Raw genomic sequence first — 22,573 nt, forward strand, 5'->3', positions numbered from 1 at the left:
AAGTACTCACGGGGGGCGAAGCCGCATAATGGCGGCCATGGGATCTGTATTCAGCGCCATCATCAACGGAGATCTGCCCGGACGTTTCGTGTGGGAGGACGAGGACGTCGTCGCGTTCCTCACCATCGCCCCCGTCACGCAGGGCCATGCCCTCGTCGTACCCCGCAAGGAGGTGGACCAGTGGCAGGACGTCGACGGTGAGATCTGGACGAAGGTCATGGACGTCGCCCGCACGATCGGGCAGGCCGTCCGCCCCGCGTTCGACGCGCCGCGGGCGGGTCTGCTGATCGCGGGCCTCGAGGTGCCGCACCTGCACGTGCACGTGTTCCCGGCCTACGACCTCGGTGATTTCAACATCAGCAACGCCGAGCAGAACCCGTCCCAGGAATCGCTCGACGAGGCGCAGGCGAAGCTCAAGGCAGCGCTGCGCGAACTCGGCCACGCGGACAACGTCCCCGACTGACGGTCAGCTCGACCGCGGCAGTTCCACCCGGAACGTCGCACCCTCGCCGGGCCGGCTGTCGACGGTCACCGACCCGCGGTGGGCGGCGACCAGGGCCGCCACGATCGACAGGCCCAGGCCACTGCCGCCGCTCTCCCGGGTGCGGGAGGCGTCGGTGCGGTAGAACCTCTCGAACACCCGGGCCGCGTCCTCCTCATTGAGTCCCGGTCCGGTGTCGGCCACCTCGAGCACTACGCTGCGTTCGGTGGTGCTCAGCCGCACCGTCACGTCTGCGGTGGCGGGGGTGTGTTTGACGGCGTTGGCGAGCAGGTTGCCGAGGACCTGCCGCAGCCGGGCCTCGTCACCGATCACCTCCGGGGTCCCGGGACCGGGACGGACGTCGAGCGCGATGGACCGGTCGGGGGCGACGGCGCGTGCGCCGTGCACGGCGTCCGAGGCCACCGACAGCAGGTCGACGGGCCGGGTCTCGAGGGGACGCTGGGCGTCGAGCCGGGCGAGCATGAGGAGATCCTCGACGAGGAGCCCCATCCGCGACGCCTCGCCTTCGATGCGACTCATCAGGGTTTCCGTGTCGGTCATCGCGCCTTGTCGATACAGCTCGGCGAAGCCGCGGATCGTGGTGAGCGGGGTGCGCAGTTCGTGGCTCGCGTCGGCGACGAATCGCCGCATCTTCTCCTCGGAGCGGCGCGCCGATTCCTCCGACGCCTCGGTGGCGGCGAACGCGTGCTGGATCTGGGCGAGCATTCCGTTGAGCGCCACGGACAGTCGACCGATCTCGGTACGATCGTCCCGTTCCGGAACACGCCGGTGCAGGTCGCCCGAGGCGATCGCCGCGGCGGTCTCCTCCACTTCCACGAGGGGGCGAAGACTGCGCCGGACCACGAAGTACGCGACCACTCCGAGCGCGATCAGCACGACCACGCCGATGATGAGTTGCAGGACGATCAGCCGGTTCACCGTTTCGTCGTTCTCGGTGAGCGTCATCGCGACGGTGGTCTCGGTTCCGTCCGGCGCGGTGGTCGTCAGCACCCGCCACCGCACGTCCGAGTTGTCGGTGGAACCGACCGTCTCGGGCCCGGACGCGGGGTCCTCGGGCAGTGCGGGAGAAACGGATTCGTCGTTGATCTCGCGCAGAACCGTTCCGTTCGCCAGTGTCGTGCGGACGTAGAACGGGCTCGGCGGGCGGCCGGGGTTCGGTTCGTCCGGCGGCGGCAGGGGGCGCGACTTGCCGGGCTTCGCCCACCCCTGCGCCGCGTCGTGCAACTGGTGATCGACGCGGTTGGTCAGCGAATTCTCGAGCGCCGACGTCACCGCGACACCGGATGCGAGGAGCCCGAGCGCCGAGAGAAGCAGCACGGCGCCGACGAGGGTGATACGCAGCGGCATCGCGCGAATCCACCGTCGCGCAGGACTGTTCGAGACAGCGGCGACCGCCTCGGCCGGCTCCCGAGGAGCCGCGGGCGCGGTCATCGCCGCGGTTCTCGCATCACGTAGCCGACCCCGCGGAGGGTGTGGATCAACGGAGTCTCGCCCGTGTCGACCTTCCGACGAAGGTAGGACACGTACGACTCGACCACCCCGACCTCACCGCCGAAGTCGTAGTTCCAGACGTGGTCGAGGATCCGCGGCTTGCTCAGCACGGTGCCTGCGTTGACCATGAAGTACCGCAGCAGCGTGAACTCCGTCGGCGAGAGCGACACCAGGTCGCCCGCCTTCCAGACCTCCCGCGTGTCGTCGTCGAGTTCGATGTCGGCGAACTTGATGCGGGCGGACTGCTCCTCCACCGACACCTTGCCGGCCCGCCGCAGGATGACGCGCAGCCGCGTCACCACTTCTTCGAGGCTGAACGGCTTGGTGACGTAGTCGTCCGCGCCGAGGGTGAGGCCGCTGATCTTGTCCTCCACCGCGTCCTTCGCGGTGAGGAACAGCACCGGAGCGTCCACACCGTCGGCACGCAGCCGCTTGAGCAGCCCGAATCCGTCCATTCCCGGCATCATGACGTCGAGGATGACGGCGTCGGGCCGGAACGTGCGGGCCGTGTCGAGTCCCTCGGCCCCAGTCGGCGCCGTCGCCACCTCGAATCCCTGAAATCGCAGACTCACGGAGAGCAACTCGAGGATGTTCGGTTCGTCGTCGACGACGAGGACGCGGGCTTCGACAGGCTTCTCATTCACGGAACCCATCATCACTCGTGACGCTGGATCGTCGCTGTAGGTTTCCTGGGAGATTCCTGTGAGCCGGTACCGCCGGCCCGTGCGGGTGGGATTCCGCTCGTCAGTTCACCACGATGTTGAGGTTGAGTACTACCCCGCCGAACGTCAGGATCGTGTTGGCCAAGCCGAGTGTGACGCCGCTGTTGAGTGCCCCGAGCAGTCCGAGCATCATGACCTCCATCGTCGCCCCTGGGAAGGGGTGGTTGCGCGCTGTCCGTGCGCGTTGCGGATGACACTAGGTCAACTCCGGAGAATTAGCGGCGACACACGCGAGCAATTTCCCTGAATAAAATCACCCATTCTTCTTCGCCGAAAAAGGGGCGAAATTCTCGGCGCATGAGCAAGGATGGGAAAGTTGCGCTCCGCGTGCCGGCGTCTCCGGGCGTCGCATACGTGACAACCCCGCTGTCGATCCGACAGCGGGGTTGCGGGAGTGGAGTTGTCTTGACAGGCAGTAAGTTCAGGCGACGACGTTCAGGTTGAGCACCACTCCACCGAACGTTCCGATCGTGTTGGCGAGTCCGAGGGTGAATGCGCTGTTGATTGCGGCGAGCAGTCCGAGCATCATGATGTGCCTCGTTATCTTCCGTGGTATATGCACAGAATTCACTGTTTCGCTCGACAATAAATGAGGCGACATCGATCTGCGAGATATTCGGCGCATTCGCGCCCGTGCGCGCCGGAGGAGTGTGTGTACTCGCTCACCACTCACGGGCGCGGAGCGCCCCGTTGGGTACCGTGGAAATCGTCGACACGACATCCGGACGAGCGCACCGTACCCGGCCAGCGACAAGACGGTGCCCGGAGGTTTGTCATGGCGTGGATCGTGCTTGTGCTGTCGGGAATCCTGGAGGCCGTCTGGGCCACCGCCCTCGGCCGGTCGGAAGGCTTCACCAAACTCGGACCCAGCGTCGTCTTCGGCGTCGCGTTGATTCTCAGCATGGCGGGTCTGGCGTTCGCGATGCGCAGTCTCCCCATCGGAACGTCGTACGCGGTCTGGGTCGGCATCGGCGCAGCCCTCACGGTCGGGTTCGCGATGGTGACCGGCGCCGAAAGTTCCTCGCTGGTGAAGATCCTCCTGATCCTGGGCATCGTGGGATGCGTCGTCGGACTGAAGGTTCTGCACTGACCGGATCGTGACACTCGATGCTTGTGTGTCGCGGGTTACAGTAATTCCATGAACCTGGTGTCGTTGATGACCCTCCCGGTGCGCGTCGGTCTCGCGGCGGCCGATGTCGGTCTCGGAATCGCCGAAGCCAGCCTGGTGACCGTCCGGACGGCGGTCGCCGGGACCGGCGTGGTCACGGGGATGAGCACCCAGGGCAGCCCGTTGCAGGTGATCAGCCAGCTGTCGTCGCTCGCGGCCAACGACCGGCCGCTCGGGCAGGCCCTCCAGCCGGGGGGTCCGCTCGACCGCCTGCTCGCTCCGGGTGGTCCCGTCGACCGTCTCACCTCGGAGGGCGGCACCCTCGAACGGCTGCTCGAGCCGGGCGGCCCGCTCGAGCGGGTTCTCGCCAAGGACGGCCCGCTCGACCGAGTGCTCGCCGAGGACGGCACCCTGGAACGGCTTCTCGCGAAGGACGGTCTGCTGGACCGTCTCACCGCCGAGCAGGGACCGCTCGAACGGCTGACCGCGCAGGACGGCGCCGTCGAGCGGCTCACGGCGCCGGGTGGACTCGTGGATCGGGCGCTCGCCGAGAACGGCATCCTCGAGACCCTGCTGTCGGAGGGTGGCGCGTTCGAACGTCTCATCGCCGAGGGCGGCCCACTCGACCAGATCGTCGCGCTGTCCGAGACGTTGACGGCGCTGGCGCCCAACCTCGAGCGGATGAGCGCCAGCATCGACCTGCTGCAGGAAACGGTGGGGATTCTCAGTGCCGCGGTCGGGCCGCTCGGCGATCTCGCCGGCAAGTTGCCGGGCCGCTGGCTCAAGGGCAAGGGCGACCGCCCGGGCGTCGACTACACACTCGGGCCCGCCTGATCCCTTGACCTGAACGTAACTCGAGGTTTTACGGTCGGGTCATGACTCGCATCGAAGGCCTCGGACCCGTCGGCATCTCACTGAACATCACACCGGACGAGACGTATCTCGATGAGGCGGCCCGGCTGGAATCCCTCGGCTATTCGGCGATCTGGTTGCGGGGCGGTCAGATCGACAGCCTGGACCGGATCACGGCTGTCGTCCGGGCGACGGACTCGATACCTGTCGCGACCGGCATCATCCCGGTCGACGTGTACGAGTCGGAGGCCGTCGCACAGCTCCATGCGGATCTACAGACCACGGCGCCGGACCGGTTCGTCGTCGGACTGGGCGGCCCGCAGGTCCCCCGGCCGCTCCGGGGGTTGAACGAGTATCTCGACAGGCTCGACCGGTCCGCTCCGCCGGTGCCGGCGGAGCGACGGATTCTGGCCGCGCTGGGCCCGCGCAAGCTGGAACTCGCGCGGGAGAGGGCCGCGGGGGCCGTCCTGCTCCTCGTCACCCCCGACTACACCGCCGAGGCGCGGCGCATCCTCGGTCCGGACGCCACGCTCGTCGTCTCGCTGATGACGGTCCTCGGCACCGACGCCGCGCAGGCCCGCGACACCGCCCGCGTACCGCTCCGTTTCCTGTCCGGGGTGGGCGGCTACGCCACGAATTTCGTGCGGATGGGTTTCGGCGCCGACGACATCGCGGGGCTGAGCGACCGGCTCGTCGACGACCTGGTCGCCTGGGGCGACGCCGACGCGATCGTCGCGCGGGTCCACAGCCACCTCGCGGCCGGCGCCGATCACGTCGTCGTGAGCGAACTGGGTGAGGAGCCGGACGAGGTGGCCCGGCAGCTCGCGAGATTACTGCCGCTTCGTGCATAGGACCGACCGGCCGACAGCAGCCGACCGATGCCTCTGGTATGTATTTCGCATGACACGAACCATCGTTGCGCTGTTGATCCCTGCTGCCCTGCTGCTCGGGGCGTGCAGTTCCGAATCGGCCACCACCGAGGCCGAGTCCCCGGCGAGCGCAACGACCGAGGCCACCGAGGCGTCCTCCGCGGACCTGCCTGCAGTCGCTGACCTGTGCAAAGGCTTGCTCCAGTACGCGAACGGCGCGGAGGCTCGCGCGCAGCAGAGCGGCGAGACGTTCGACCGCACGAAGGCCCTCGACGACCTCTTCACCCAGTCGGCCGAGACGCCGGAGTGGAAGGACGCTCCGCAGGACCGCAAGGACCAGATGATCCAGGCCTACGACGCCGCCAAGACCGGGGCCTGCTGACCCGGCTTCGCAATCGAGGACCCGAACTGTCCTCAATCCTTCGTAGCGTGCTCACTATGACCGACACGACGAAGACCATCCGTCCGTTTCGCATCGACATCGCGCAGGAGCAACTCGACGATCTCGCCGATCGCCTCGCGCGCACCCGGTTCGGCACACCCCTCCCCGGTGACGACTGGGCGAGCGGTGTGCCCACGTCCTACCTGGTCGAACTCGTCACGTACTGGCGCGACGAGTTCGACTGGCGGGCTCAGGAGAAGTCGCTCAACACCATCCCGCAGTTCGTGACCGAGATCGACGGGCAGAACATCCACTTCCTCCACGTGCGCTCGCCCGAACCGGACGCCCTGCCCCTCGTCCTCACCCATGGCTGGCCGGGTTCTTTCGTCGAGTTCCTCGACGTGATCGGACCCCTCACCGACCCCGCGGCGCACGGGGGCGACCCCGCCGACGCGTTCCACGTGGTCGTGCCGTCGCTGCCCGGATTCGGATTCTCCGGACCGGTCCGCGAACCGGGCTGGGACACCAGCCGTATCGCTACCGCGTGGGCAGAGCTGATGAGCCGGCTCGGCTACCACCGCTACGGGGTCCAGGGCGGGGACATCGGTGCGGCCGTCTCCCCCGAGGTCGCCCGCATCGCCCGGGACGCGGTGGTCGGGGTGCATCTCAACGGCAACGTCGGAGTTCCGTTCCACGAGCTGGACGAGGCGGAGCGGTCCAGCCTGTCACCGTTGGAACGGGACCGCCTGGACCGGGTGTCCCGGTTCATGTCCGAGGAGTTCGGCTACATCTCCATCCAGTCCACGAGACCCGCGACTCTCGGTGCCGCGCTTGCCGATTCGCCAGTGGGTCAGCTCGCGTGGATCGTCGACAAGTTCCGCGAATGGACGTATCCCCGGGAGGCGCTCCCCCACGACGTCGTCGGCATCGACCGACTTCTCACCAATGTCATGCTGTACTGGCTCTCCGACACCGCGTCGTCGTCCGCGTATGTCGGCTACGCGCAGGAATCGTCCTGGGGCGCCGAAAAATCCGCGTCCGGGATCCCGACCGCGGTCATCGTCTTCGCTCACGACGTCGGCATCCGCCGCTACGCCGAACAGGAACACGCGATCACGCGATGGACCGACGTCGAGGACCGTGGCGGTCACTTCGCCGCACTCGAAGAGCCCGAGACGCTGACCGCGGACATCCGGGAGTTCTTCGCCGGACTCCGCTGAGCGGGACACGACGAAGCGCCGGCCCCGAGCAGCGGGACCGGCGAGTTCGTCGATGGTGTTGCGTCAGTTGCCGATACCGGCAACCTCCTGGGCGATACCGGCGAGCCGCGTCTGGGCCGCGGAGACCACACCCTGACGGTCCTTGTGGGCTTCCTCGTAGGCGACGACGGTGCGCACGTCGGAGGGATCGGTCAGTTCCTTGACCGCGGCGACGGCCTGGGACACGTTGAGGTCGTCATAGTCGGCGATCGGCAGTTCGCCCGCCTCCAGGACGCCGCCGGCGGTGCGTGCGGAATGAATCGCATCGGCGATTCCGTCGGCGCCTTCGTCGCGAGTGACCCGCTCGGCCGTTTCGAGGGCGGCATCACGCGAGGCGGCAAGCGTCTTCACCGCGACGTCGCCCGCGTGGGCGCCTCGCCCGAGCAACGCGCTCAGCATCGGCGGGGTGGTGCGGGCCGTGTCGAGAGCACGGTCGATGCCGCGCGCGGACCACGAGACGGGGACGTTGATCAGCCGGATCGTGGCACCGGTCGCCGCCTGGAACGGGGTGCGTCGCAATGCCGCCGGTCCGCCGAGCGCCTCCTCCGCGAGCACCGTGGTCAACCAGTCGACGGTCGCCGCGTGCGCGGTGACCAGTCGATCGGCCAACCGGACGACGTCCTGCTTCCCAGCCGTGGTCGCGAGGGCCTTCACGTACCGCGCCCGGTCGAGCAGCTGGTGCTCGAGGACGAGGTCGCCGAGCAGAGCCTCGTCGAACGGCTGCGCCTGTTCCGCCATCGCCTTCAGCGCCGCTGCGAGCCGGCCGAGCAGCGGGCCGACGATCTCCGGCACTCCTCCGAGATCGCGGATGGCGCGTTCGATCGCCGCTGCGCGGAGGCGTCCGTTCTCGGCGTTCTCGGTCAGTTCTCGGCGCACGGCCTCGGTGCGCGCCTGCGCGACGCGGGTTTCGGCGACCTGGATTTCGGTGTTGGTCAGATCGAGTACGGCGTGCAGCTGGGTGATGAGTGTGGGGACGGTGGTGAGGGTCATAGTGTGTCCTTCCGGTTCGTGGGGTGCGATCAGATCAGGCTGGAGATGAGATACGCAGCGAGGAGGACTCCGACCAGAACGGCTGCAGCGGTGACGGCCGCGAGGACCGCCGATCCGGTCACGGACATCGCGGGCACGGCGGCAACGAGCGCAGCGACGAGAGCGGTCCCGAGCGAGAAACGACGGTCGGGCTCGTCCTGCTGGTTCTTCGCGTGCCGGGGCGCGTGGGTGCGGAGTGCATTGTGGGCAAGGGTCATGGTTCGATTTCCCGTCTGGAGTCGAATGCGGACCAGAGTCGGGGCGTACACGAGAGGGCATTCGCCGGACGACGCTGTCGGCGCCTTCGTGCAGGGCCCGGGTTTCGCGATTTACAGCGGTAGTGCGCTGACGACATCGACTGCACGGGCGGTGTCTCGTTCGGCCATTGCTTGTTCTCTCCCTGCCGCAACGTCACATGCTCGTACGTGTGCGGCTCGTTCGGGTCGTCAACTTATCTGCTCTGGCGGATACAGATTTCATCTTATCTACTCGACAGTAAAGGTCAACCCGTTGAAGCATGTGAATCGGCCGACGCCAGGATTCCGCGTACCGAAACCACCAGGACCAGCGCGGATGACACACCCACGGGATCCCGTTTCCCGAGAAGACCGGAGGCGGACGCCGGCCTGACGGATCACTCTCCGGCCGAGCCGCGCTCCGATCCTTCCAACCGGGACGCCAGATCCGCATTCTCGGATTCGAGCGCGAGAATGCGCTGAATGCCCGGGACGTTCACTCCGTCCTCCATGAGCTGGGCAATGCGCGCCAACCTGACCAGATCGTCTTCGCTGTATCTGCGGGTGCCGCCACTGGTCCGGGCCGGGGTCAGCAATCCGCGACGCTCGTACAGCCGCAGAGTCTGCGGGCCGATGCCCGTCAACTCCGACGTCACCGCAATTCCGTAGACCCCGCGACATGAGCGGGGTAGGGCGTCGATGGTCACAACAGGCTCCCTTCTGCTTAAGGAACACCTGATATTAACAAACGAATGAAACGAATCTATAACTAGGGATATAGATTTTACATATTCCGCCCATCATGACGGCTCGGCCGTGGCGAGGACCAGGACCGGGTGACGTAATCTCGGATCCGAACCGAACACGAACCGCGGCCGCCCCGGCAGGGTTCGTGGAGGTGTCGTGGCCGCGAGTGCCACGGCCTCAGCGCCAGAGACGAGAAGACGGTGCCCCGCACTCAGGAACACGCTGATCGTTACCGCGACGCCCTCACTGCGCTCGCCGCGGCCACCCAGCGACCGGCAAACGTCGTCAACACCGGTACGGGCTACGCGATCCGGGTCGACTTCGAGTACAACCGCTACCTTCTCGCATCCAACGCGGCCGACGGACTGACCGACGCCGCCGAGGACACGTCCGAATGGCGAGTCAGCCTGTACCAGGGCGCCGCCGACGGCACTTCCGACGAACTGCTGGCCGCCGCCGAGCACGCATGGCTCGTCGACGCGTTCGACCTGGCATTCGCCGACATCCGGGCCGAGGGCAAATGGCAGTCGGCCGACGCATCGTTCGACGAGTTCAACCCCACCAACGACCAGTCTGCGAGCTGAGCCGGTCAGCGCGGCTCAGGCGCGACCCGGGACCTCGGACTGCACGAGCAGCTCCAGCTCGGCGTTGCGCGCCGCGAGGATCGCGTTCTCGGCTTCGAGCTGAAGGATCTGACCGATTCCGATCAGATTGACACCGGCCGCGACGAGTTCGGTGATTTTCTGGAGGCGGGCGACATCCTCCTCGCTGTACCGGCGTGTTCCGCCGCCCGTGCGAGTCGGTGTGATCAACCCTCGCCGCTCGTACAAGCGCAGCGTCTGCGGCCCGATACCCGTCAGCTCCGACGTTACCGAGATCCCGTACACACCCCGCTGCGAACGAAGGGGCACTTGAGAGGACGTCACCGGATCTCCCTTCTTCTCAGGGCGCATCAATCTTAGCAAGGCCCGGACGACACAATGTGCCGCAGGGGGTACAGGTTCGCTTCGTTATACATGCACTGCCGTCCCGCAGTTCGGTCGCCTGGATCTCGGCGGCCCGGTAGGTCACACGGCCTCGCCTGATGTCGTCCTGGTCCAGTTCCCCGTCCGGTGATCGCCCCTCGAGCAGCAATCTTGTCGATTCCGCTTGAACTTCCTACGCTAGGACTGTAGAACAAATCTATATTCTTCAACGCAGATAAGTTCTCACCACGAGGTGGGCACCAAGGAGAACAGATGACCACACACAACGCGCAGAACGCTCCCCCTGACGGAGAAGTCCTCGTTCTCGGCGCAGGCAGCGGCGGAGCGATCGCCGGCGGCCTGATCGCCACGCTGGCGCTCAGCGCGCTCACTCTCCTCTCGTCCCTGCCGACCTGACGGCCGGCCCTGCCACCTTTTCCACCCCGACCCTCCGCACCCGACAGGACACAGCGCTCATGCCCGCTAGCTCCACATCCCACGCTTCCGCCACCACTACTGCCTCGCGAGGCGGAGCAACGATGAGCACCGAGGAAATCAAGGCCCGGATCGAGGCGATGTTCGCCGACGAGGCCACCGATACCTCCCCCGCACTCGTCGAATAGCGACGCCATTGCCGATGCCGGCAGGTCAGAGAAGGGCAGAGCCATGAATGTGTCCACCCAGCTCGTCGCACCATCCTGCGAAATCCGTCGCATCCCCTCGAGGACGACGCCGACGCATCGCACGATGCCTGCGCCGGATGTCGCAGCGGAAGACCGCCGGGCGGAACGCCCGGAGGCCGGGCGCCGCGAGCGCGACCAGTACCGTGACGTGCCCGCGCAGTGCGCGGCCATCGGCAGGCTCTCCGCCTCCGACCCCCGCCGCGAACTGTTGCGGCAGCGGCTGATCGAACGTTGCCTGCCGCTCGCCGAACACATCGCCCGGCGTTTCCACGGTCGCGGCGAACCACTCGACGACCTGATTCAGGTCGCCCGCCTCGGTCTGGTCAAGGCCGTCGACCGCTTCGACGCCCGCTGCGGAGCGAACTTCGTGTCCTACGCCGTGCCGACCATCACCGGCGAAGTGCGCAGGCACTTCCGCGACACGGGCTGGGCTATGCGCGTCCCGCGCAGCATGCAGGAACTGCACCTCTCCCTCACCAACGCGACGACGGAACTGACCACCACACTCGGACGCGCCCCGACGGCGAGCGAACTGGCCGAGGCCGTCGGGATCGACAAGGACGAAGTCGTGCAGGGGCTCCGGGTCGCCGACGCGTACAGCACCCTCTCCACCGATTTCCCGCTCGGCGAGAACGAACGACCGCTGTCGGAGACGATCGGCGACGTCGACCCGGCCCTCGCCCACGTCGAGGACCACGTGGTCCTCGCGCCCCTGCTGGAATCGCTTCCCCACCTCGAACGCACCGTGCTGGTTCTGCGCTTCTTCGGCAACATGACCCAGTCGCAGATCGCCGCTCGGGTGGGTGTCTCGCAGATGCAGGTGTCCCGGCTCCTGTCCAAGACCCTGGCGGACCTGCGCGGGAAACTCGCCGACGCCGGGGGTCAGATGCTCTCGTGAGCGGCCAGGAAGTCCTCCCACGTCCGCTTGCCCGTCGCTGCGACGTCGAGTGACAGGTTCGCGCCGTTTCGGTACGCACGGCCGGCCTTTCCCGGCATCCGGACCGGCATCATCGGCCGACGCCGTCCGGTCGCCTGCAAATATCCGCGCATCAGATCGGCGATTCCGTAGACGGTCGGCCCGGGCAGGTCGGGAACCAGGCCGGCCGGGGCGCCGAGCGTCAGTTCCACCAGACGCGCCGCGACCTCCCCCGAGTCGACCGGCTGGAAACGCAATCCGCCCGGGACCGGGATCACCGGCAGTTTCACCATCTTCTGCAGCATGGCCAGCACCAGGTCGTGGAACTGGGCCGCGCGCAGCGTCGTCCACGGCACACCCGAGTCGGCCACCGCGCGTTCCGCGGCCAGCTTGGATCCGAACCAGCCGAGCGGAACTCCGTCGGCGCCGATCACCGAGATGTACACCAGGTGCTGCACCCCGGCGCGCGAGGCGGCCTCCACCAGGTTCCGCGTCGCCACCTCGTCCCCCTTGGGGCCGCCCGCCAGGTGCAGAACGGTCTCGACCCCCTCCAGTGCAGGCTCTATTCCCTTGCCCTCGAACAAGTCACCGGTCACGTACTCGACGCCGTCGCCGGGCTCGCGGCCGTGCCGGCTGAGAACGCGCACGTCCCGTCCCGTCGCCCGCAGCAGTGGGACGACCTGACGTCCCAGCGTGCCCGTACCGCCGGTGATCAGAATGGGTGATGTCATGATCTCTCCAGATTCGTTGGGTGCGGGACTCGGTTTCCCGGTCTCGACAGCTGGTTTTCGGTGGATCTACTGCTAGGACACGCGGCGAGGAAGGAATGTGACACGGTGGACGACCGCGATCGGCTGACGGAGCGTTTCGAGGAACACCGCCCCCGGCTGCGGGCTGTCGCGTACCGGATGCTGGGCTCGGTGAGCGAGGCCGACGACGCCGTCCAGGAGGCGTGGCTGCGCATGAGCCGCGCCGACACCGGCGACGTGGACAATCTCGAGGCCTGGCTGATCACCGTGGTGTCGCGGGTATGCCTGAACGTGCTGCGCTCACGCGAGCAGCGGCGCGAGGAACCTCTCGACGTGCAGGCGCACGACCCGGTCGTCGGCCGCGAGGACGGTGGCGATCCCGAACACGAAGCGATGCTGGCCGACTCGGTCGGTCTTGCACTGCTCGTGGTGCTCGACACGCTGACCCCGGCCGAACGGCTCGCGTTCGTGCTGCACGACATGTTCGACGTGCCCTTCGACGACGTCGCACCCATTGTGGGTCGCTCCTCCACTGCGGTGCGGCAACTCGCCAGCCGGGCCCGGCGACGGGTCAAGGGAGCCTCGCCTGCCCCGGACACGGCGGATCTGGACCGCCAGCGCCGCGTCGTCGACGCCTATCTGGCCGCCACCCGCGGCGGCGACTTCGACGCTCTGGTCGCCCTGCTCGATCCGGACGTGGTGCTCCGGGCCGATCCGGCTGTCGGCCCCACCCCGGCACCTCTCGTGATCCGGGGTTCCCGTGTCGTGGCCAAGGGCGCGCTCGCCTCCTCGGAACGGGCCCGGTTCACTCAGATCGCCCTGGTGAACGGGTCGGTCGGACTCGTGATGGCTCTCCACGGACGGCTGCACCTGGTGCTGGCGTTCACGATCGAGGACGGCAGGATCACCGAGATCGACGTCATCGCAAAACCCGATCGCGTCGGCCGACTCGATCTCGCGGTCCTCGGTGACTGAAGGGACCCCGGTCACCCTTACCGGGTGATGCCCCTGCGCGCCCCGACCCGCAGCATGGAGGTTGCCGACACTGCGCGGAGAGGGGCGCGAACGTGACCACTGCCTCGGACGACGATGCCCCACCTCAGAGCGCGGCCGCGCCGTCGCCGTTCCCGCCGATCGCCGACTACGCCTTCCTCTCGAACTGCCACACCGGGGCGCTGATCGCACCGGACGGTTCCGTCGACTGGCTGTGCGTGCCCCGGTTCGACTCGCCCAGCGTGTTCGGTTCCCTCCTCGACCGCGAGGCGGGGATGTTCCGGATCGGCCCGTTCGGGCTCAATGTTCCGGCGTCCCGGCAGTACGAGCCGGGAAGCAACACCATTTCGGTGGTGTGGAACACGCCGACCGGTTGGGTGACCGTGCGCAGCGCGCTGACGATGGGTCCGAGCCGCGGCGAGGACACCGTCACTCCCCACACACGACCGCCTGCAGACGAGGACGCCGATCACATGCTGGTCCGCACGGTCACCTGCCTCGACGGCAGCGTGGAGGTGGAGTTGGTGTGCGAGCCCGTGTTCGACTACGGACGCACACCGGCGGAGTGGGTTCTCGTGGACGGCGATCGGCACACCGCCGACGCGAGCGGCGCGGGTCGGACCCTGCGCCTGCGGACGGACATGGCGCTCGGCATCGAGGGTGGGCGGGTTCGCGCCCGCCACGTGCTCGAGAAAGGTGAAACCCTGTACTGCGCGCTGTCGTGGGCTGCGGGACTCGCCGCGCCGGAAACGACGGAAGAGGCTGTTGCGCAACTCGATGCAACCTCGGCGTTCTGGCGGCGCTGGTTCAGCCACGCACGTTTCCCCGACCACCGGTGGCGGGAGGCGATCCAGCGGTCGGCCCTGACCATCAAGGGACTCACGTACATGCCGACCGGCGCCACCGTCGCAGCCCTCACGACGTCCCTACCGGAAACCCCGGGTGGCGAACGCAATTGGGATTACCGGTACACGTGGATGCGGGACTCCACGTTCACACTGCAGGCGCTGCACTACCTGAATCTGGACTGGGAGGCCGACGAGTTCATGCAGTTCGTCGCCGACCTCGAGTCGAACGGCGATGGCGCACTGCAGATCATGTACGGAATCGACGGCACCCGCGACCTGACGGAGTCGACCCGCGACGACCTGTCCGGCTACGCGGGGGCGCGCCCGGTGCGCATCGGCAACGGGGCGTTCGACCAGCGGCAGAACGACGTGTTCGGCGCCGTCCTCGACTCGATCCTGTTGCACACGGTGCGCAGCAAGCGGCTCCCCCGCCGGCTGTGGCCGCTCGTGCAGCAGCAGGCGACGTGCGCGTCCGCGGTGTGGCGCAACCCCGATCAGGGGATCTGGGAGGCCCGGGGCGCACCGCAGCACTATGTGTCGTCGAAGTTGATGTGCTGGGTGGCACTGGACCGGGCGTCGAAGATTGCGGGCATCCGCGGCGATCGCTCGGCCGGGGAAACCTGGCGTGCCACAGCCGAAGAGATCCGCGCGGACATCCTCGAGCACGGGGTGAAGAACGGGGTGCTGCGTCAGCACTACGACACCGAGGCGCTGGACGCGTCGACCCTGCTCGCCGCGGTGTTCGGATTCCTGCCTCGCGGGGACGAACGCCTGCGCGCCACCGTCGACGCCATCGCGAACGATCTCACCGAGGACGGATTCGTCCTGCGCTACCGCACCGGTGAAACCGACGACGGGTTGTCGGGCAAGGAAGGCAGTTTCCTGATCTGCTCGTTCTGGCTGGTGTCGGCACTGACCGTGGTCGAACAGGTGCAGGAGGCAACCGATTTGATGGAGCGGTTGCTCAGCGTGTCCTCGCCCCTGGGGTTGTACGCCGAGGAGTTCGACACGAGCACCGGCCGCCATCTCGGCAATTTCCCACAGGCGTTCTCCCACCTCGCGCTGATCGAGGCCGCGGGTCGCATCATCCTCCACGAGCGGATGCGGGAACTGATGTGAGCCCGGACGGGATCCGACGTCCCGTCACCGTAGGCTGAGATCGTGTCCCGAGCAGAGTCGAATCGGACGTACAGCGGCCAACCGGTTGCCGAACGTCGCGTGGCCCGCCGGGCACGGTTCCTCGACTCCGCCCTGTCGGTCTTCGCGGAGAAGACGTACGCCCGCAGTTCGATCAGCGACATCTGCGCCCGGGCCGGACTGTCGCGTCGCCAGTTCTACGAGGTGTTCGGCAGCCGCGAGGACATCCTCCTGGCGCTCTACGACACGATTCAGGACGAGGCCCGGGACGCGGTCCTGGCCGCGAACGACCGGGCGCCCTCGCGGGATCCGCGGACCGTCGCAGGCACCGTCATGACGGCGTACATCGAATCGGTCGGCACGGACGAGCGGCGGGCCAGGATCATCTTCGTGGAGGTGGTCGGGGCGGGCCCCCGGGTCGAGCAGTACCGACTCGAGCGCCGCACGCAGTGGGCGCGACTCTTCGAGACCGTCACCCGCACGATCGACGGCGGCGTCGTCGACCCGCCCGAGCGGTTCGCGATGGTGTCGATCGCCTTCATCGGGGCGGTCAACGACCTCGCCCACCACTGGAGCACCGCCTCCCCCCGACCGTCTGCGTCGGTCCTGGTGGACGTCCTGAGCACGATGCTCATCGCGCTGGTCACCGATCAGACCTGAGCCGAACTTACTCGCGAGTATTGCGATTCCCGTCACACCTGATCTAAGGTCTGCCTCAAAGTGAGACATAGGCGTCTCACTTCGGCCCGGGGAGGACCACATGATCGGATCGAGAGCGCTTCGACGGCGAATGCTGCTGGTGGGAGCGATGGTGGTGGGCGCACAGCTCGCCGTCGCCGCGCCGTCGGTCGGGACTCCCGTCGACGGCGGAACGTCCGTGGACGTGCAGCCGGCACCTACCGTTCCCGCCTGGCCGGAGGCCGACCGGGATTTCCACGAACCACCGGCCGACGTGGTCGCGGCGGCCGAGCCGGGCGAGGTCATCGCCGCCCGCGAAGTCCACCTGGCGAACCTGTCGGTGCTTCCGGTGAACGTCGACGCGTGGCAGCTGTCGTACCGCTCCACCAACTCGCGGGACGAGCCGATCCCCGCCGTCGCGACGGTGGTCAAACCGAGGGGCACGATCGACGGCGTCCGCAATCTGCTCTCGCTCCAGCCGGCGGAAGACTCCCTCGGCAAGTACTGCGCCGCCTCGTACGCACTACAGCAGTGGTCCGTGCCCGCGCCGCTGACCGGTCAGATCGTCGCGCCGCTGCAGTTCCTCGAGGCGCAGGCCGCCCTCGCCCAGGGATGGGCCGTCGTGATGCCGGATCACCAGGGCCCGAACGCCGCGTATGCGGCCGGGCCCCTCGCCGGCCGCATCACCCTGGACGGGATCCGGGCTGCGGAGAACTTCGACCCACTGGGGCTGTCGGGCCGGCAGACTCCGGTCGGGTTGATGGGCTACTCCGGAGGTGCGATCGCGACGGGTCACGCCGCCGAACTCCACGCGAGCTATGCGCCGGACCTGAACATCGTCGGCGCGGCCGAAGGCGGCATCCCCGCCGACCTCGGCGCCCTCGTCGATCTCGCGGACAACAACCTGGGTGCGGGAATCGTGCTGGGCGGCGTGTTCGGCGTGAGCCGTGACTATCCCGAACTCGCCGAGTATCTCGACACGCACCTGAATCCACTCGGCAAGCAACTCCTGGCCGCCAAGGGCAATCTCTGTGTCAGCTATCAGGCAGCACTCCTGCCGTTCGCGAACCTGAGGGGCCTGTTCGATAGCCCCGGCGGCGACCCGCTGCGCGATCCGGTGGTCGAATCGGTCCTCGACCGGACGAAGATGGGTCATCGGGTCCCGGACGTGCCGATGTTCATGTACCAGGCGAACCCGGACTGGCTGGTACCGGTCCGGCCCGTCGACGCACTCGTCGACACCTACTGCCAGGACCCGAACGCCCGGGTGACGTACACCCGCGACCACGCCAGCGAGCACCTGTCCCTCGAACCGGTCGCGGCCGCGAGCGCACTGCTGTGGCTGCGGGACCGGTTCGACGGGGTGCCCGCCGACGCCGGATGCACCACCCGCGACGTGGGATCGATGGCCCTCGACCAGGCGACGTGGCCGGTGTGGTCGTCGATCGTCGGTGACACGATCGCGAGTCTGCTCGGTCAGCCGATCGGTACGTGAGGGCGCGGGTTCAGAGGCCGCCGACACCGGCGAGCAGTTTGCGCGCCCCCTCGTGGAGGCGGTCCCGGACGGTGGCGACGCTGGTCTGCATCGTGTCCGCCACCTCGTCGCAGGACATTCCCCGGTAATACACGAGGGCCAGTGTCTCCCTCTCGAGGGCGGGCAACGATTCCACTGCATCCAGTACCGCCGACCTGCACGAATTCACTTGCATGCACTCATCGTCAATGACCGGCGGGGTCGGAAACAGGGACCCCAGGGTGACGAACCGCCCACCCCGGGGTGACCGTGCGGCAAAGACCGAGGGCCACCTTCCCGGGGGAAGGTGGCCCTCTGTGTGCGGAGGCGATTCCGCGGTGGAGCCTCCTGTCAGGATTGAACTGACCGAACAGGTCCGCGACCACCTGCGGGAACGCAGCCAAACCGGGTCCGACCACAACTGTTACCGCTCGTCAGGTGACACGAGGACACGGCAGCTGAGGGCGGAATGGGTCCAACCGGTGTCCAAAACGGGGTCCACGCGGAACTACCTACAGACCTGCCTTGGACGTCGTCTTTCGGCGGGCACTGGCAGCCCTGTTCCGACTACGACGGCAAGCCTTACACCCGCGGCGACCGGAAGGCGCGTGGTACGTGTTGACCTCGTCGTAAGCGTGGTCCTGCGGGCAGTGTGTTTTCCGCGCGTTCAGGGCCGCTGCGCTACCGCTCCGGAGGATATTCTCGTGGTTGGTCACGGCTTCGAGGCACTCTTTGTTGACACACAAGGGCGTCTTACACAGGTGGTCGACCGTAAAGCCCGCGGGGATCGGTCCGACCAGTAGCTCGTACGCTGCACGGTGCGCCTTCCCACCTTTGCCCCGGAACTGGTGCCGACCGTAGCCGTCTGTTCCAACCGCACCCGTCCAGAGCCTGCACCGGCCGTTCGGCGCGAGCTTCGTCTTCGCCAACAACCGGTCAAGCTCCGTCGCGGGCTTGGGCGTGTGAGTTCCGGCCTTCTTCGCGGCCCGAAGTTCCCGCATCCTCTCGCGCCCACAGACCAGGCACCGAACCTGACCGTTCTTGCGGTGCGTTACGTTCTCCTCCACCGTCAGGTCGTGGCCCTTCGCGCAAACGTCCACACCCCCGAAACGGACCTCGTAGCTCCGTTTCGTGTTGGTCGAGAGGTTGACCGGCTCAAGGTGCTCAGGGTTACAGCAAAGTGGACTGGTACACCCCCGCGAAGCGACGTGGTCGAGTACGGCACCTTCGGGGATGGCCCCCACCCAAAGGGTGTACGCGACGCGGTGCGAGCGACAGGGGCGTCCAAGGAACGAGAGGTGACCGTACGAGTGGTCTTTCCTTGGCTTCTGCCAGAGCCAGCACCCCGAAACGGGGTCGACTTTGACGCGTGAGAGGATCCGGGCTTTGGTTGACTCGACGTACTCCGCGGTGAGTTGTGTGTTCACAGGGAAAGCGAAACATCCTGGGCTTCAGACGGTTTCGGGCAATCCCCCCTCGGCGTGCCCACGACCTCCACGGGGAGACACTCACGGCGACTCCGCGGGTGCTGGGGCGGGTCCGGCTCGTCGAGGTCCCCCGGAGCAGTCCACCCGAGACTCGAACTAAAAGCAGGGCGGCGCGTGGTGTCGGCGCGCACCGGTAGCGTTCCGGTGGTGGACACAGGGGAGTTGCTGTTGGAGTTTTGCCGGACGCCGGTCGCGGCTAGCAGTCTGGTCGTCGTCGGCACGCTCGGCGGTGTCCTGCTGACGCAGTGGCACCAACGGAAGCAGAACTCCGAGCAGCGAACAGAGCGGCTCGAAGACAAACTCCGCGAGGTTGTCCTCGCGGTGGCCGAACAGGACGCCACCTGGTCGACTCTGGCGACCGACTTTGTCGACGGAATTCGCAACGATCCCAAGCCTTCGACCGGCAGCACCCAGTCCCTTTACGGCCCCTTCCACGAGGGCGGGCGGGAGCTTGAACGGCGGCTAACAGCGGTCAAGCTGGTCACCCAAGACCCCGACCTGGTCGAGTGCGTGGACCTTGTCGAAGCCTGGCGCGTCGAGGCCCACGAACGGGCCTTCGCGTACCACCCGTACAAGGACAGCGCAGTGGAAGCAGCCGAACAGGTGACCGAGGCAATGGAGGGTGTTACCAAGCAGGTCGCCGAGCTGGTGACGCTGACAGTCGGACAGACGGCAAAGCACGGAGCCGTCAAGGCCAAAAAGACTCTGCCCACGCAAACGCCACCAACGGAACCAGACCCGGACGGGGCCTTCGTCGTTGGTACACGCTCCGACTCGTAGCCGCGCTGACTGGCCTACGGGAGACTCCTCAGGTTTGCGTCGACGGCGTTCGAGACCAGGGCGCGGGCCTGCCACGCTCTTCGGCCGGCGCGTGTCCGGAACCGACCGGAAGCAGGCGCCGGCCCCAAGAGCGTGGGCAGGCGCCGGCCACCGGCCGGAGGTACAGCGAAACCCCCCACTCTCGCAACCAGCCGGGAACAAGAGTGGGGGGTTCGTGGCGGACCCTTGCGGGTCGACGCGAGTAGAGCGCAGGGCGGGTCAAGGCTGGGTGAGGCCAGCTCGTCGCCCTTGGATTCCAGCCTGGTTTCGAACGGACAAAGGAGGCCAGACTGGGGACTTTAACGCTCTCTGAAGTTTGGGGGTGGGACTCCGCCTGTTGACGAGACGGGCGGAGTCCCGGTCCTCGGCGCGGTTCGGTGCCGTAGGGGAGGAAAAGACCGCGTGGAGGAGTTCTGTGGGGTCGTTCTGGTGTCTCGTTTTGCTTCCTCCGGACTCCCGACCTCAGCCCGTGTTCTGGGGGCCGAGGAAGGGGTTCCGAAGTTCCCGGGAAGCGCGGAGGGAGAAAAAGAGACTGTGTCGCGGAGGAGGTCTCGGGTAGGTGGTTCGAAATTTTTGACGGGGTATACCCCCTCCCCCCCCAGGGGACTAGATCCCTACCTCCTGCTCGTCGTCGTCGCCTCCGGCGTGCAGGGTGTTGACGGCAACCCGGGTCGTGTTCTCGCGCTCCGGGCGCGCCTGGGGTGCGGCGTCGTCGAGGATCGCTTGGGCCTCCGAGACCGTGTTCAGCTGGCCGCGGCCTGAACTCCAGACGCCACCGCCTCGTGCGAAGCCCACTGCAGTAGTTGTGAAGTCGTGAGCGTTGTGGGCGAAGAAGCTTGCCGCAGCTGCCCGAGGTCCGTACTCGCCGCTGGTAACCACGTTGAACGCGCCTACTAGGCCAACCACGAGCTGGTACACCCGGTCGCCGTACTGTGCCGCTGCGGGAAGAGCGCGCCACGCTTCGGCCTGGGCCTCAGTCCCGTTCGCGAGGATCGCCTCGGCCGAGAGTCCGACGATCCCCAGCCGGTTCGCCGAGGCGAACGGTGCGGCTACCCTCGCGTCGAAACCGGTGCGGAGTCCGACCAGCAACGCGTCGCCGCTGGGTCCGCGCAGTTCCTGGGCGAAGCGCGTCACGAGTGCGGCCTGGGCCAACTCAAGAAGCCTGCTGCTGAACGCGGCTCCTGCGCCTGCCTCGGCCTGGAGTTCGACTGCTTCCAGCACGGACTCGGTCGTTGCACCCGGTGCGAACGCTGCTGCTTGTACTGCGGCGTGGCGGACTTCGTCGCGGACGGGTCGTGCGGCCTCGACCTCAAGCAACAGCTGGGCGGTCTGACTGAGGTCGAGCGGGAGTTCGGCACCGAGTGCCCGGACCGTCGAAACGAGGCCCTTTACGTCCTGTGTGCTTGCCACTTCGTGCTCCTTGCTCAGAACCAGGCGTCGTCGTTGGACGACTGCTGGTTGTTGGTCGGCGTGCTGGTCTTCGGGTCCTGCTTGGTCTCGGACGAACCAAACCAGCTCAGGTCTTCACCACTGCGGGGTTCGACCTCGGGTGTCTTCGAGGCCCGCGCCTCGTAGGTCTTGAGCCAGGCTGCGTCCCGCGGTGAGAGGCTGCTCGCGTCGACCAGAGTCGGCTGGAGGTTGCGAAGGAAACGCCTGGTTTCGTAGGGCGAGCTGTCGTACCGCTCCTTGAAGTGCGCCACTCGGGACGCGGAGATCCGGCCGGTCAGCCGTGCTCGGGCCACCTCGGCGTCTCGCTCTGCGTTGTGCAGCGCGCTTGTCTTCTTCTTGGCTACCACTTTGGGTCCTGCTTTCGTCGCGGCCTTGGTTGCGGCCTTGGCTTTCGGTGGAGCCCACAGCACGTGGAGCGGAGCCGGTACGCCCTTCGGGATTGCGGTCACTGGTCCTCCTCGTTTCCCCGTCTGCGGTGTGTGCGGAACGCGTCGACCTCGTGCCTTGCGAACGTCCAGGTCGAGCCGTGCTTGGTTGCTCGGACCCGGCCCCTGCGGGCCAGGTCGCGAACGCCGGAGGCGGTGATCCCCAACTCGGCTGCAGCTTGTGTTGCAGTGAGCGTGTCGGCTTCTGAGCCCAGTTCACCAGCGGTGTTCTCAAGGCCGCTTGCGTGACTGGTGTTTTCGTGAGCGACGCTGGCGCGGGTGGCTCGCTCCAGTGCCTGGCCTACGGCGAGCACGGCCGGGGTCAGCCCTGCGCCCCCCAAGCCGAGGAGCGACTCGTTCGCCACGCGCAAGGCTTTTGCGGTCAAGGACGCAGCGGCCGGACTGAGCAGCACAGCCCCCGAGACGAAGACTGCGGACTGGTCCGTGGTGTTGTTCACTTCTGGGCCTCGCGGTTGGCGCGAAGCTCGGCGGTCAGACCCACGACGGCGAGCGTCAGGGCCGAGAGTGCGGCGGTGTGCGCGCCGGTTCCGTACTGGGCGTTGGCGGTGTCCAAGAGAGCCTCAATTTCCGTAAGCGAGTAGTCGAGTGTCTCGACCGTGGTCTGTTCGGTTGTTGAGGTCGTGCGGGTGCTGGTCTTGCTGGTGCGGAGCTGCTTCACTTCGGGTTCCTTCGCGTCGTTGGTTGACGTTCTCG

28 protein-coding genes and 1 riboswitch are annotated in these 22,573 nt (G+C 67.3%); of the genes, 15 read left to right on the forward strand and 13 right to left on the reverse strand.

What is annotated here, in order from left to right; translation table 11 throughout:
• The first annotated feature begins 37 nt into the window (after window positions 1-37).
• Window positions 38-463, forward strand: coding sequence for an HIT family protein (locus OYT95_RS12970; RefSeq protein ID WP_174233860.1), 426 nt, complete (start codon window positions 38-40; stop codon window positions 461-463).
• A gap of 3 nt (window positions 464-466) precedes the next feature.
• Here the strand turns inward: OYT95_RS12970 and OYT95_RS12975 are convergent, their stop codons facing one another.
• Window positions 467-1,849, reverse strand: coding sequence for a sensor histidine kinase (locus tag OYT95_RS12975; protein WP_268791629.1), 1,383 nt, complete (start codon window positions 1,847-1,849; stop codon window positions 467-469).
• 80 nt (window positions 1,850-1,929) lie between these two features.
• Window positions 1,930-2,646 (reverse strand): response regulator transcription factor, encoded by a 717-nt coding sequence (locus OYT95_RS12980; protein WP_167344067.1) that lies wholly within the window; start codon window positions 2,644-2,646, stop codon window positions 1,930-1,932.
• 772 nt (window positions 2,647-3,418) lie between these two features.
• A riboswitch (guanidine-III (ykkC-III) riboswitch) is annotated at window positions 3,419-3,480 on the forward strand.
• A gap of 10 nt (window positions 3,481-3,490) precedes the next feature.
• On the opposite strand from OYT95_RS12980, the gene OYT95_RS12985 reads away from it, so the two are divergent.
• From OYT95_RS12985 to OYT95_RS13005, 5 genes are read left to right on the forward strand one after another with little or no spacing between them, the layout of a single operon-like run.
• Window positions 3,491-3,805 (forward strand): DMT family transporter, encoded by a 315-nt coding sequence (locus OYT95_RS12985; protein WP_009477809.1) that lies wholly within the window; start codon window positions 3,491-3,493, stop codon window positions 3,803-3,805.
• Window positions 3,806-3,853: 48 nt separating this feature from the next.
• Window positions 3,854-4,657 (forward strand): hypothetical protein, encoded by an 804-nt coding sequence (locus OYT95_RS12990; RefSeq protein ID WP_005244499.1) that lies wholly within the window; start codon window positions 3,854-3,856, stop codon window positions 4,655-4,657.
• Between the two features lie 41 nt (window positions 4,658-4,698).
• Window positions 4,699-5,526 (forward strand): LLM class F420-dependent oxidoreductase, encoded by an 828-nt coding sequence (locus tag OYT95_RS12995; protein WP_268791630.1) that lies wholly within the window; start codon window positions 4,699-4,701, stop codon window positions 5,524-5,526.
• Window positions 5,527-5,575: 49 nt separating this feature from the next.
• Window positions 5,576-5,926 carry a hypothetical protein gene (locus tag OYT95_RS13000; RefSeq protein ID WP_037241490.1) on the forward strand — a complete coding sequence of 117 codons (351 nt, stop codon included), beginning with the start codon at window positions 5,576-5,578 and terminating at the stop codon, window positions 5,924-5,926.
• 56 nt (window positions 5,927-5,982) lie between these two features.
• Window positions 5,983-7,146, forward strand: coding sequence for an epoxide hydrolase family protein (locus OYT95_RS13005; protein ID WP_128639976.1), 1,164 nt, complete (start codon window positions 5,983-5,985; stop codon window positions 7,144-7,146).
• 63 nt (window positions 7,147-7,209) lie between these two features.
• Here the strand turns inward: OYT95_RS13005 and OYT95_RS13010 are convergent, their stop codons facing one another.
• The 3 genes from OYT95_RS13010 to OYT95_RS13020 all read right to left on the reverse strand — a co-directional run bounded on the left by OYT95_RS13010 (window position 7,210) and on the right by OYT95_RS13020 (window position 9,157).
• Window positions 7,210-8,175, reverse strand: a complete 966-nt coding sequence (locus OYT95_RS13010; protein WP_037241497.1) for a hypothetical protein — start codon at window positions 8,173-8,175, stop codon at window positions 7,210-7,212.
• Between the two features lie 29 nt (window positions 8,176-8,204).
• Entirely contained in the window at window positions 8,205-8,432 is a 228-nt protein-coding gene (locus OYT95_RS13015; protein WP_112301311.1) for a hypothetical protein, read from the reverse strand.
• A 416-nt stretch (window positions 8,433-8,848) separates the two neighbouring features.
• Window positions 8,849-9,157: a MerR family transcriptional regulator gene (locus OYT95_RS13020; protein WP_037241504.1), complete on the reverse strand. Its 309-nt coding sequence runs from the start codon at window positions 9,155-9,157 to the stop codon at window positions 8,849-8,851.
• 240 nt (window positions 9,158-9,397) lie between these two features.
• Here OYT95_RS13020 and OYT95_RS13025 point away from each other — a divergent pair, with 240 nt between their 5' ends.
• Window positions 9,398-9,781 (forward strand): hypothetical protein, encoded by a 384-nt coding sequence (locus tag OYT95_RS13025; RefSeq protein WP_112301312.1) that lies wholly within the window; start codon window positions 9,398-9,400, stop codon window positions 9,779-9,781.
• 15 nt (window positions 9,782-9,796) lie between these two features.
• Here the strand turns inward: OYT95_RS13025 and OYT95_RS13030 are convergent, their stop codons facing one another.
• Complete coding sequence (locus OYT95_RS13030; RefSeq protein ID WP_112301313.1) at window positions 9,797-10,123, reverse strand: MerR family transcriptional regulator; 327 nt, start codon at window positions 10,121-10,123, stop codon at window positions 9,797-9,799.
• A 312-nt stretch (window positions 10,124-10,435) separates the two neighbouring features.
• Between OYT95_RS13030 and OYT95_RS13035 the strand changes: the two genes are divergently transcribed.
• The 3 genes from OYT95_RS13035 to OYT95_RS13045 are packed head-to-tail and all read left to right on the forward strand — an operon-like array spanning window position 10,436 to window position 11,743.
• Window positions 10,436-10,579: a hypothetical protein gene (locus OYT95_RS13035; protein ID WP_268791631.1), complete on the forward strand. Its 144-nt coding sequence runs from the start codon at window positions 10,436-10,438 to the stop codon at window positions 10,577-10,579.
• 59 nt (window positions 10,580-10,638) lie between these two features.
• The gene (locus OYT95_RS13040) at window positions 10,639-10,785 is read left to right on the forward strand and encodes a hypothetical protein (RefSeq protein WP_167344068.1); all 147 of its coding nucleotides are present in this window, start codon (window positions 10,639-10,641) and stop codon (window positions 10,783-10,785) included.
• A 43-nt stretch (window positions 10,786-10,828) separates the two neighbouring features.
• A complete protein-coding gene (locus OYT95_RS13045) occupies window positions 10,829-11,743 on the forward strand; it encodes a SigB/SigF/SigG family RNA polymerase sigma factor (protein ID WP_268791632.1) in 915 nt (304 codons plus the stop codon).
• Here OYT95_RS13045 and OYT95_RS13050 read toward each other — a convergent pair.
• A complete protein-coding gene (locus OYT95_RS13050) occupies window positions 11,728-12,492 on the reverse strand; it encodes an SDR family oxidoreductase (protein WP_268791633.1) in 765 nt (254 codons plus the stop codon). The genes OYT95_RS13045 and OYT95_RS13050 overlap by 16 nt on opposite strands.
• A 105-nt stretch (window positions 12,493-12,597) precedes the next feature.
• Between OYT95_RS13050 and OYT95_RS13055 the strand changes: the two genes are divergently transcribed.
• The 4 genes from OYT95_RS13055 (at window position 12,598) to OYT95_RS13070 (ending at window position 17,661) form a co-directional block, all read left to right on the forward strand.
• Window positions 12,598-13,485 (forward strand): sigma-70 family RNA polymerase sigma factor, encoded by an 888-nt coding sequence (locus tag OYT95_RS13055; protein ID WP_268791634.1) that lies wholly within the window; start codon window positions 12,598-12,600, stop codon window positions 13,483-13,485.
• 92 nt (window positions 13,486-13,577) lie between these two features.
• Window positions 13,578-15,470 (forward strand): glycoside hydrolase family 15 protein, encoded by a 1,893-nt coding sequence (locus OYT95_RS13060; protein ID WP_112301317.1) that lies wholly within the window; start codon window positions 13,578-13,580, stop codon window positions 15,468-15,470.
• 42 nt (window positions 15,471-15,512) lie between these two features.
• Window positions 15,513-16,148, forward strand: coding sequence for a TetR/AcrR family transcriptional regulator (locus OYT95_RS13065; RefSeq protein WP_268791635.1), 636 nt, complete (start codon window positions 15,513-15,515; stop codon window positions 16,146-16,148).
• Between the two features lie 100 nt (window positions 16,149-16,248).
• On the forward strand, window positions 16,249-17,661 hold the full coding sequence (locus OYT95_RS13070) for a lipase family protein (RefSeq protein ID WP_268791636.1): 1,413 nt from the start codon (window positions 16,249-16,251) through the stop codon (window positions 17,659-17,661).
• Window positions 17,662-17,671: 10 nt separating this feature from the next.
• On the opposite strand, the gene OYT95_RS13075 is transcribed toward OYT95_RS13070, so the two are convergent.
• Window positions 17,672-17,875: an RNA polymerase sigma factor gene (locus OYT95_RS13075; RefSeq protein ID WP_037241533.1), complete on the reverse strand. Its 204-nt coding sequence runs from the start codon at window positions 17,873-17,875 to the stop codon at window positions 17,672-17,674.
• 316 nt (window positions 17,876-18,191) lie between these two features.
• Window positions 18,192-19,106, reverse strand: a complete 915-nt coding sequence (locus OYT95_RS13080) for an HNH endonuclease signature motif containing protein (protein WP_268791637.1) — start codon at window positions 19,104-19,106, stop codon at window positions 18,192-18,194.
• A 207-nt stretch (window positions 19,107-19,313) separates the two neighbouring features.
• Here OYT95_RS13080 and OYT95_RS13085 point away from each other — a divergent pair, with 207 nt between their 5' ends.
• Window positions 19,314-19,946, forward strand: coding sequence for a hypothetical protein (locus OYT95_RS13085; RefSeq protein ID WP_268791638.1), 633 nt, complete (start codon window positions 19,314-19,316; stop codon window positions 19,944-19,946).
• A 645-nt stretch (window positions 19,947-20,591) separates the two neighbouring features.
• On the opposite strand, the gene OYT95_RS13090 is transcribed toward OYT95_RS13085, so the two are convergent.
• The 4 genes from OYT95_RS13090 to OYT95_RS13105 are packed head-to-tail and all read right to left on the reverse strand — an operon-like array spanning window position 20,592 to window position 22,538.
• Window positions 20,592-21,395 carry a hypothetical protein gene (locus OYT95_RS13090; RefSeq protein WP_268791639.1) on the reverse strand — a complete coding sequence of 268 codons (804 nt, stop codon included), beginning with the start codon at window positions 21,393-21,395 and terminating at the stop codon, window positions 20,592-20,594.
• Window positions 21,396-21,409: 14 nt separating this feature from the next.
• Window positions 21,410-21,883 (reverse strand): hypothetical protein, encoded by a 474-nt coding sequence (locus tag OYT95_RS13095; protein WP_268791640.1) that lies wholly within the window; start codon window positions 21,881-21,883, stop codon window positions 21,410-21,412.
• Complete coding sequence (locus tag OYT95_RS13100) at window positions 21,880-22,317, reverse strand: helix-turn-helix domain-containing protein (RefSeq protein ID WP_268791641.1); 438 nt, start codon at window positions 22,315-22,317, stop codon at window positions 21,880-21,882. The genes OYT95_RS13095 and OYT95_RS13100 overlap by 4 nt, the downstream gene beginning before the upstream one ends.
• The gene (locus OYT95_RS13105) at window positions 22,314-22,538 is read right to left on the reverse strand and encodes a hypothetical protein (protein WP_268791642.1); all 225 of its coding nucleotides are present in this window, start codon (window positions 22,536-22,538) and stop codon (window positions 22,314-22,316) included. The genes OYT95_RS13100 and OYT95_RS13105 overlap by 4 nt, the downstream gene beginning before the upstream one ends.
• Between the last annotated feature and the right edge of the window lie 35 nt (window positions 22,539-22,573).

Origin of the sequence: Rhodococcus sp. JS3073, assembly GCF_026810085.1 — a bacterium.
Lineage (GTDB): Bacteria > Actinomycetota > Actinomycetes > Mycobacteriales > Mycobacteriaceae > Rhodococcus_F > Rhodococcus_F wratislaviensis.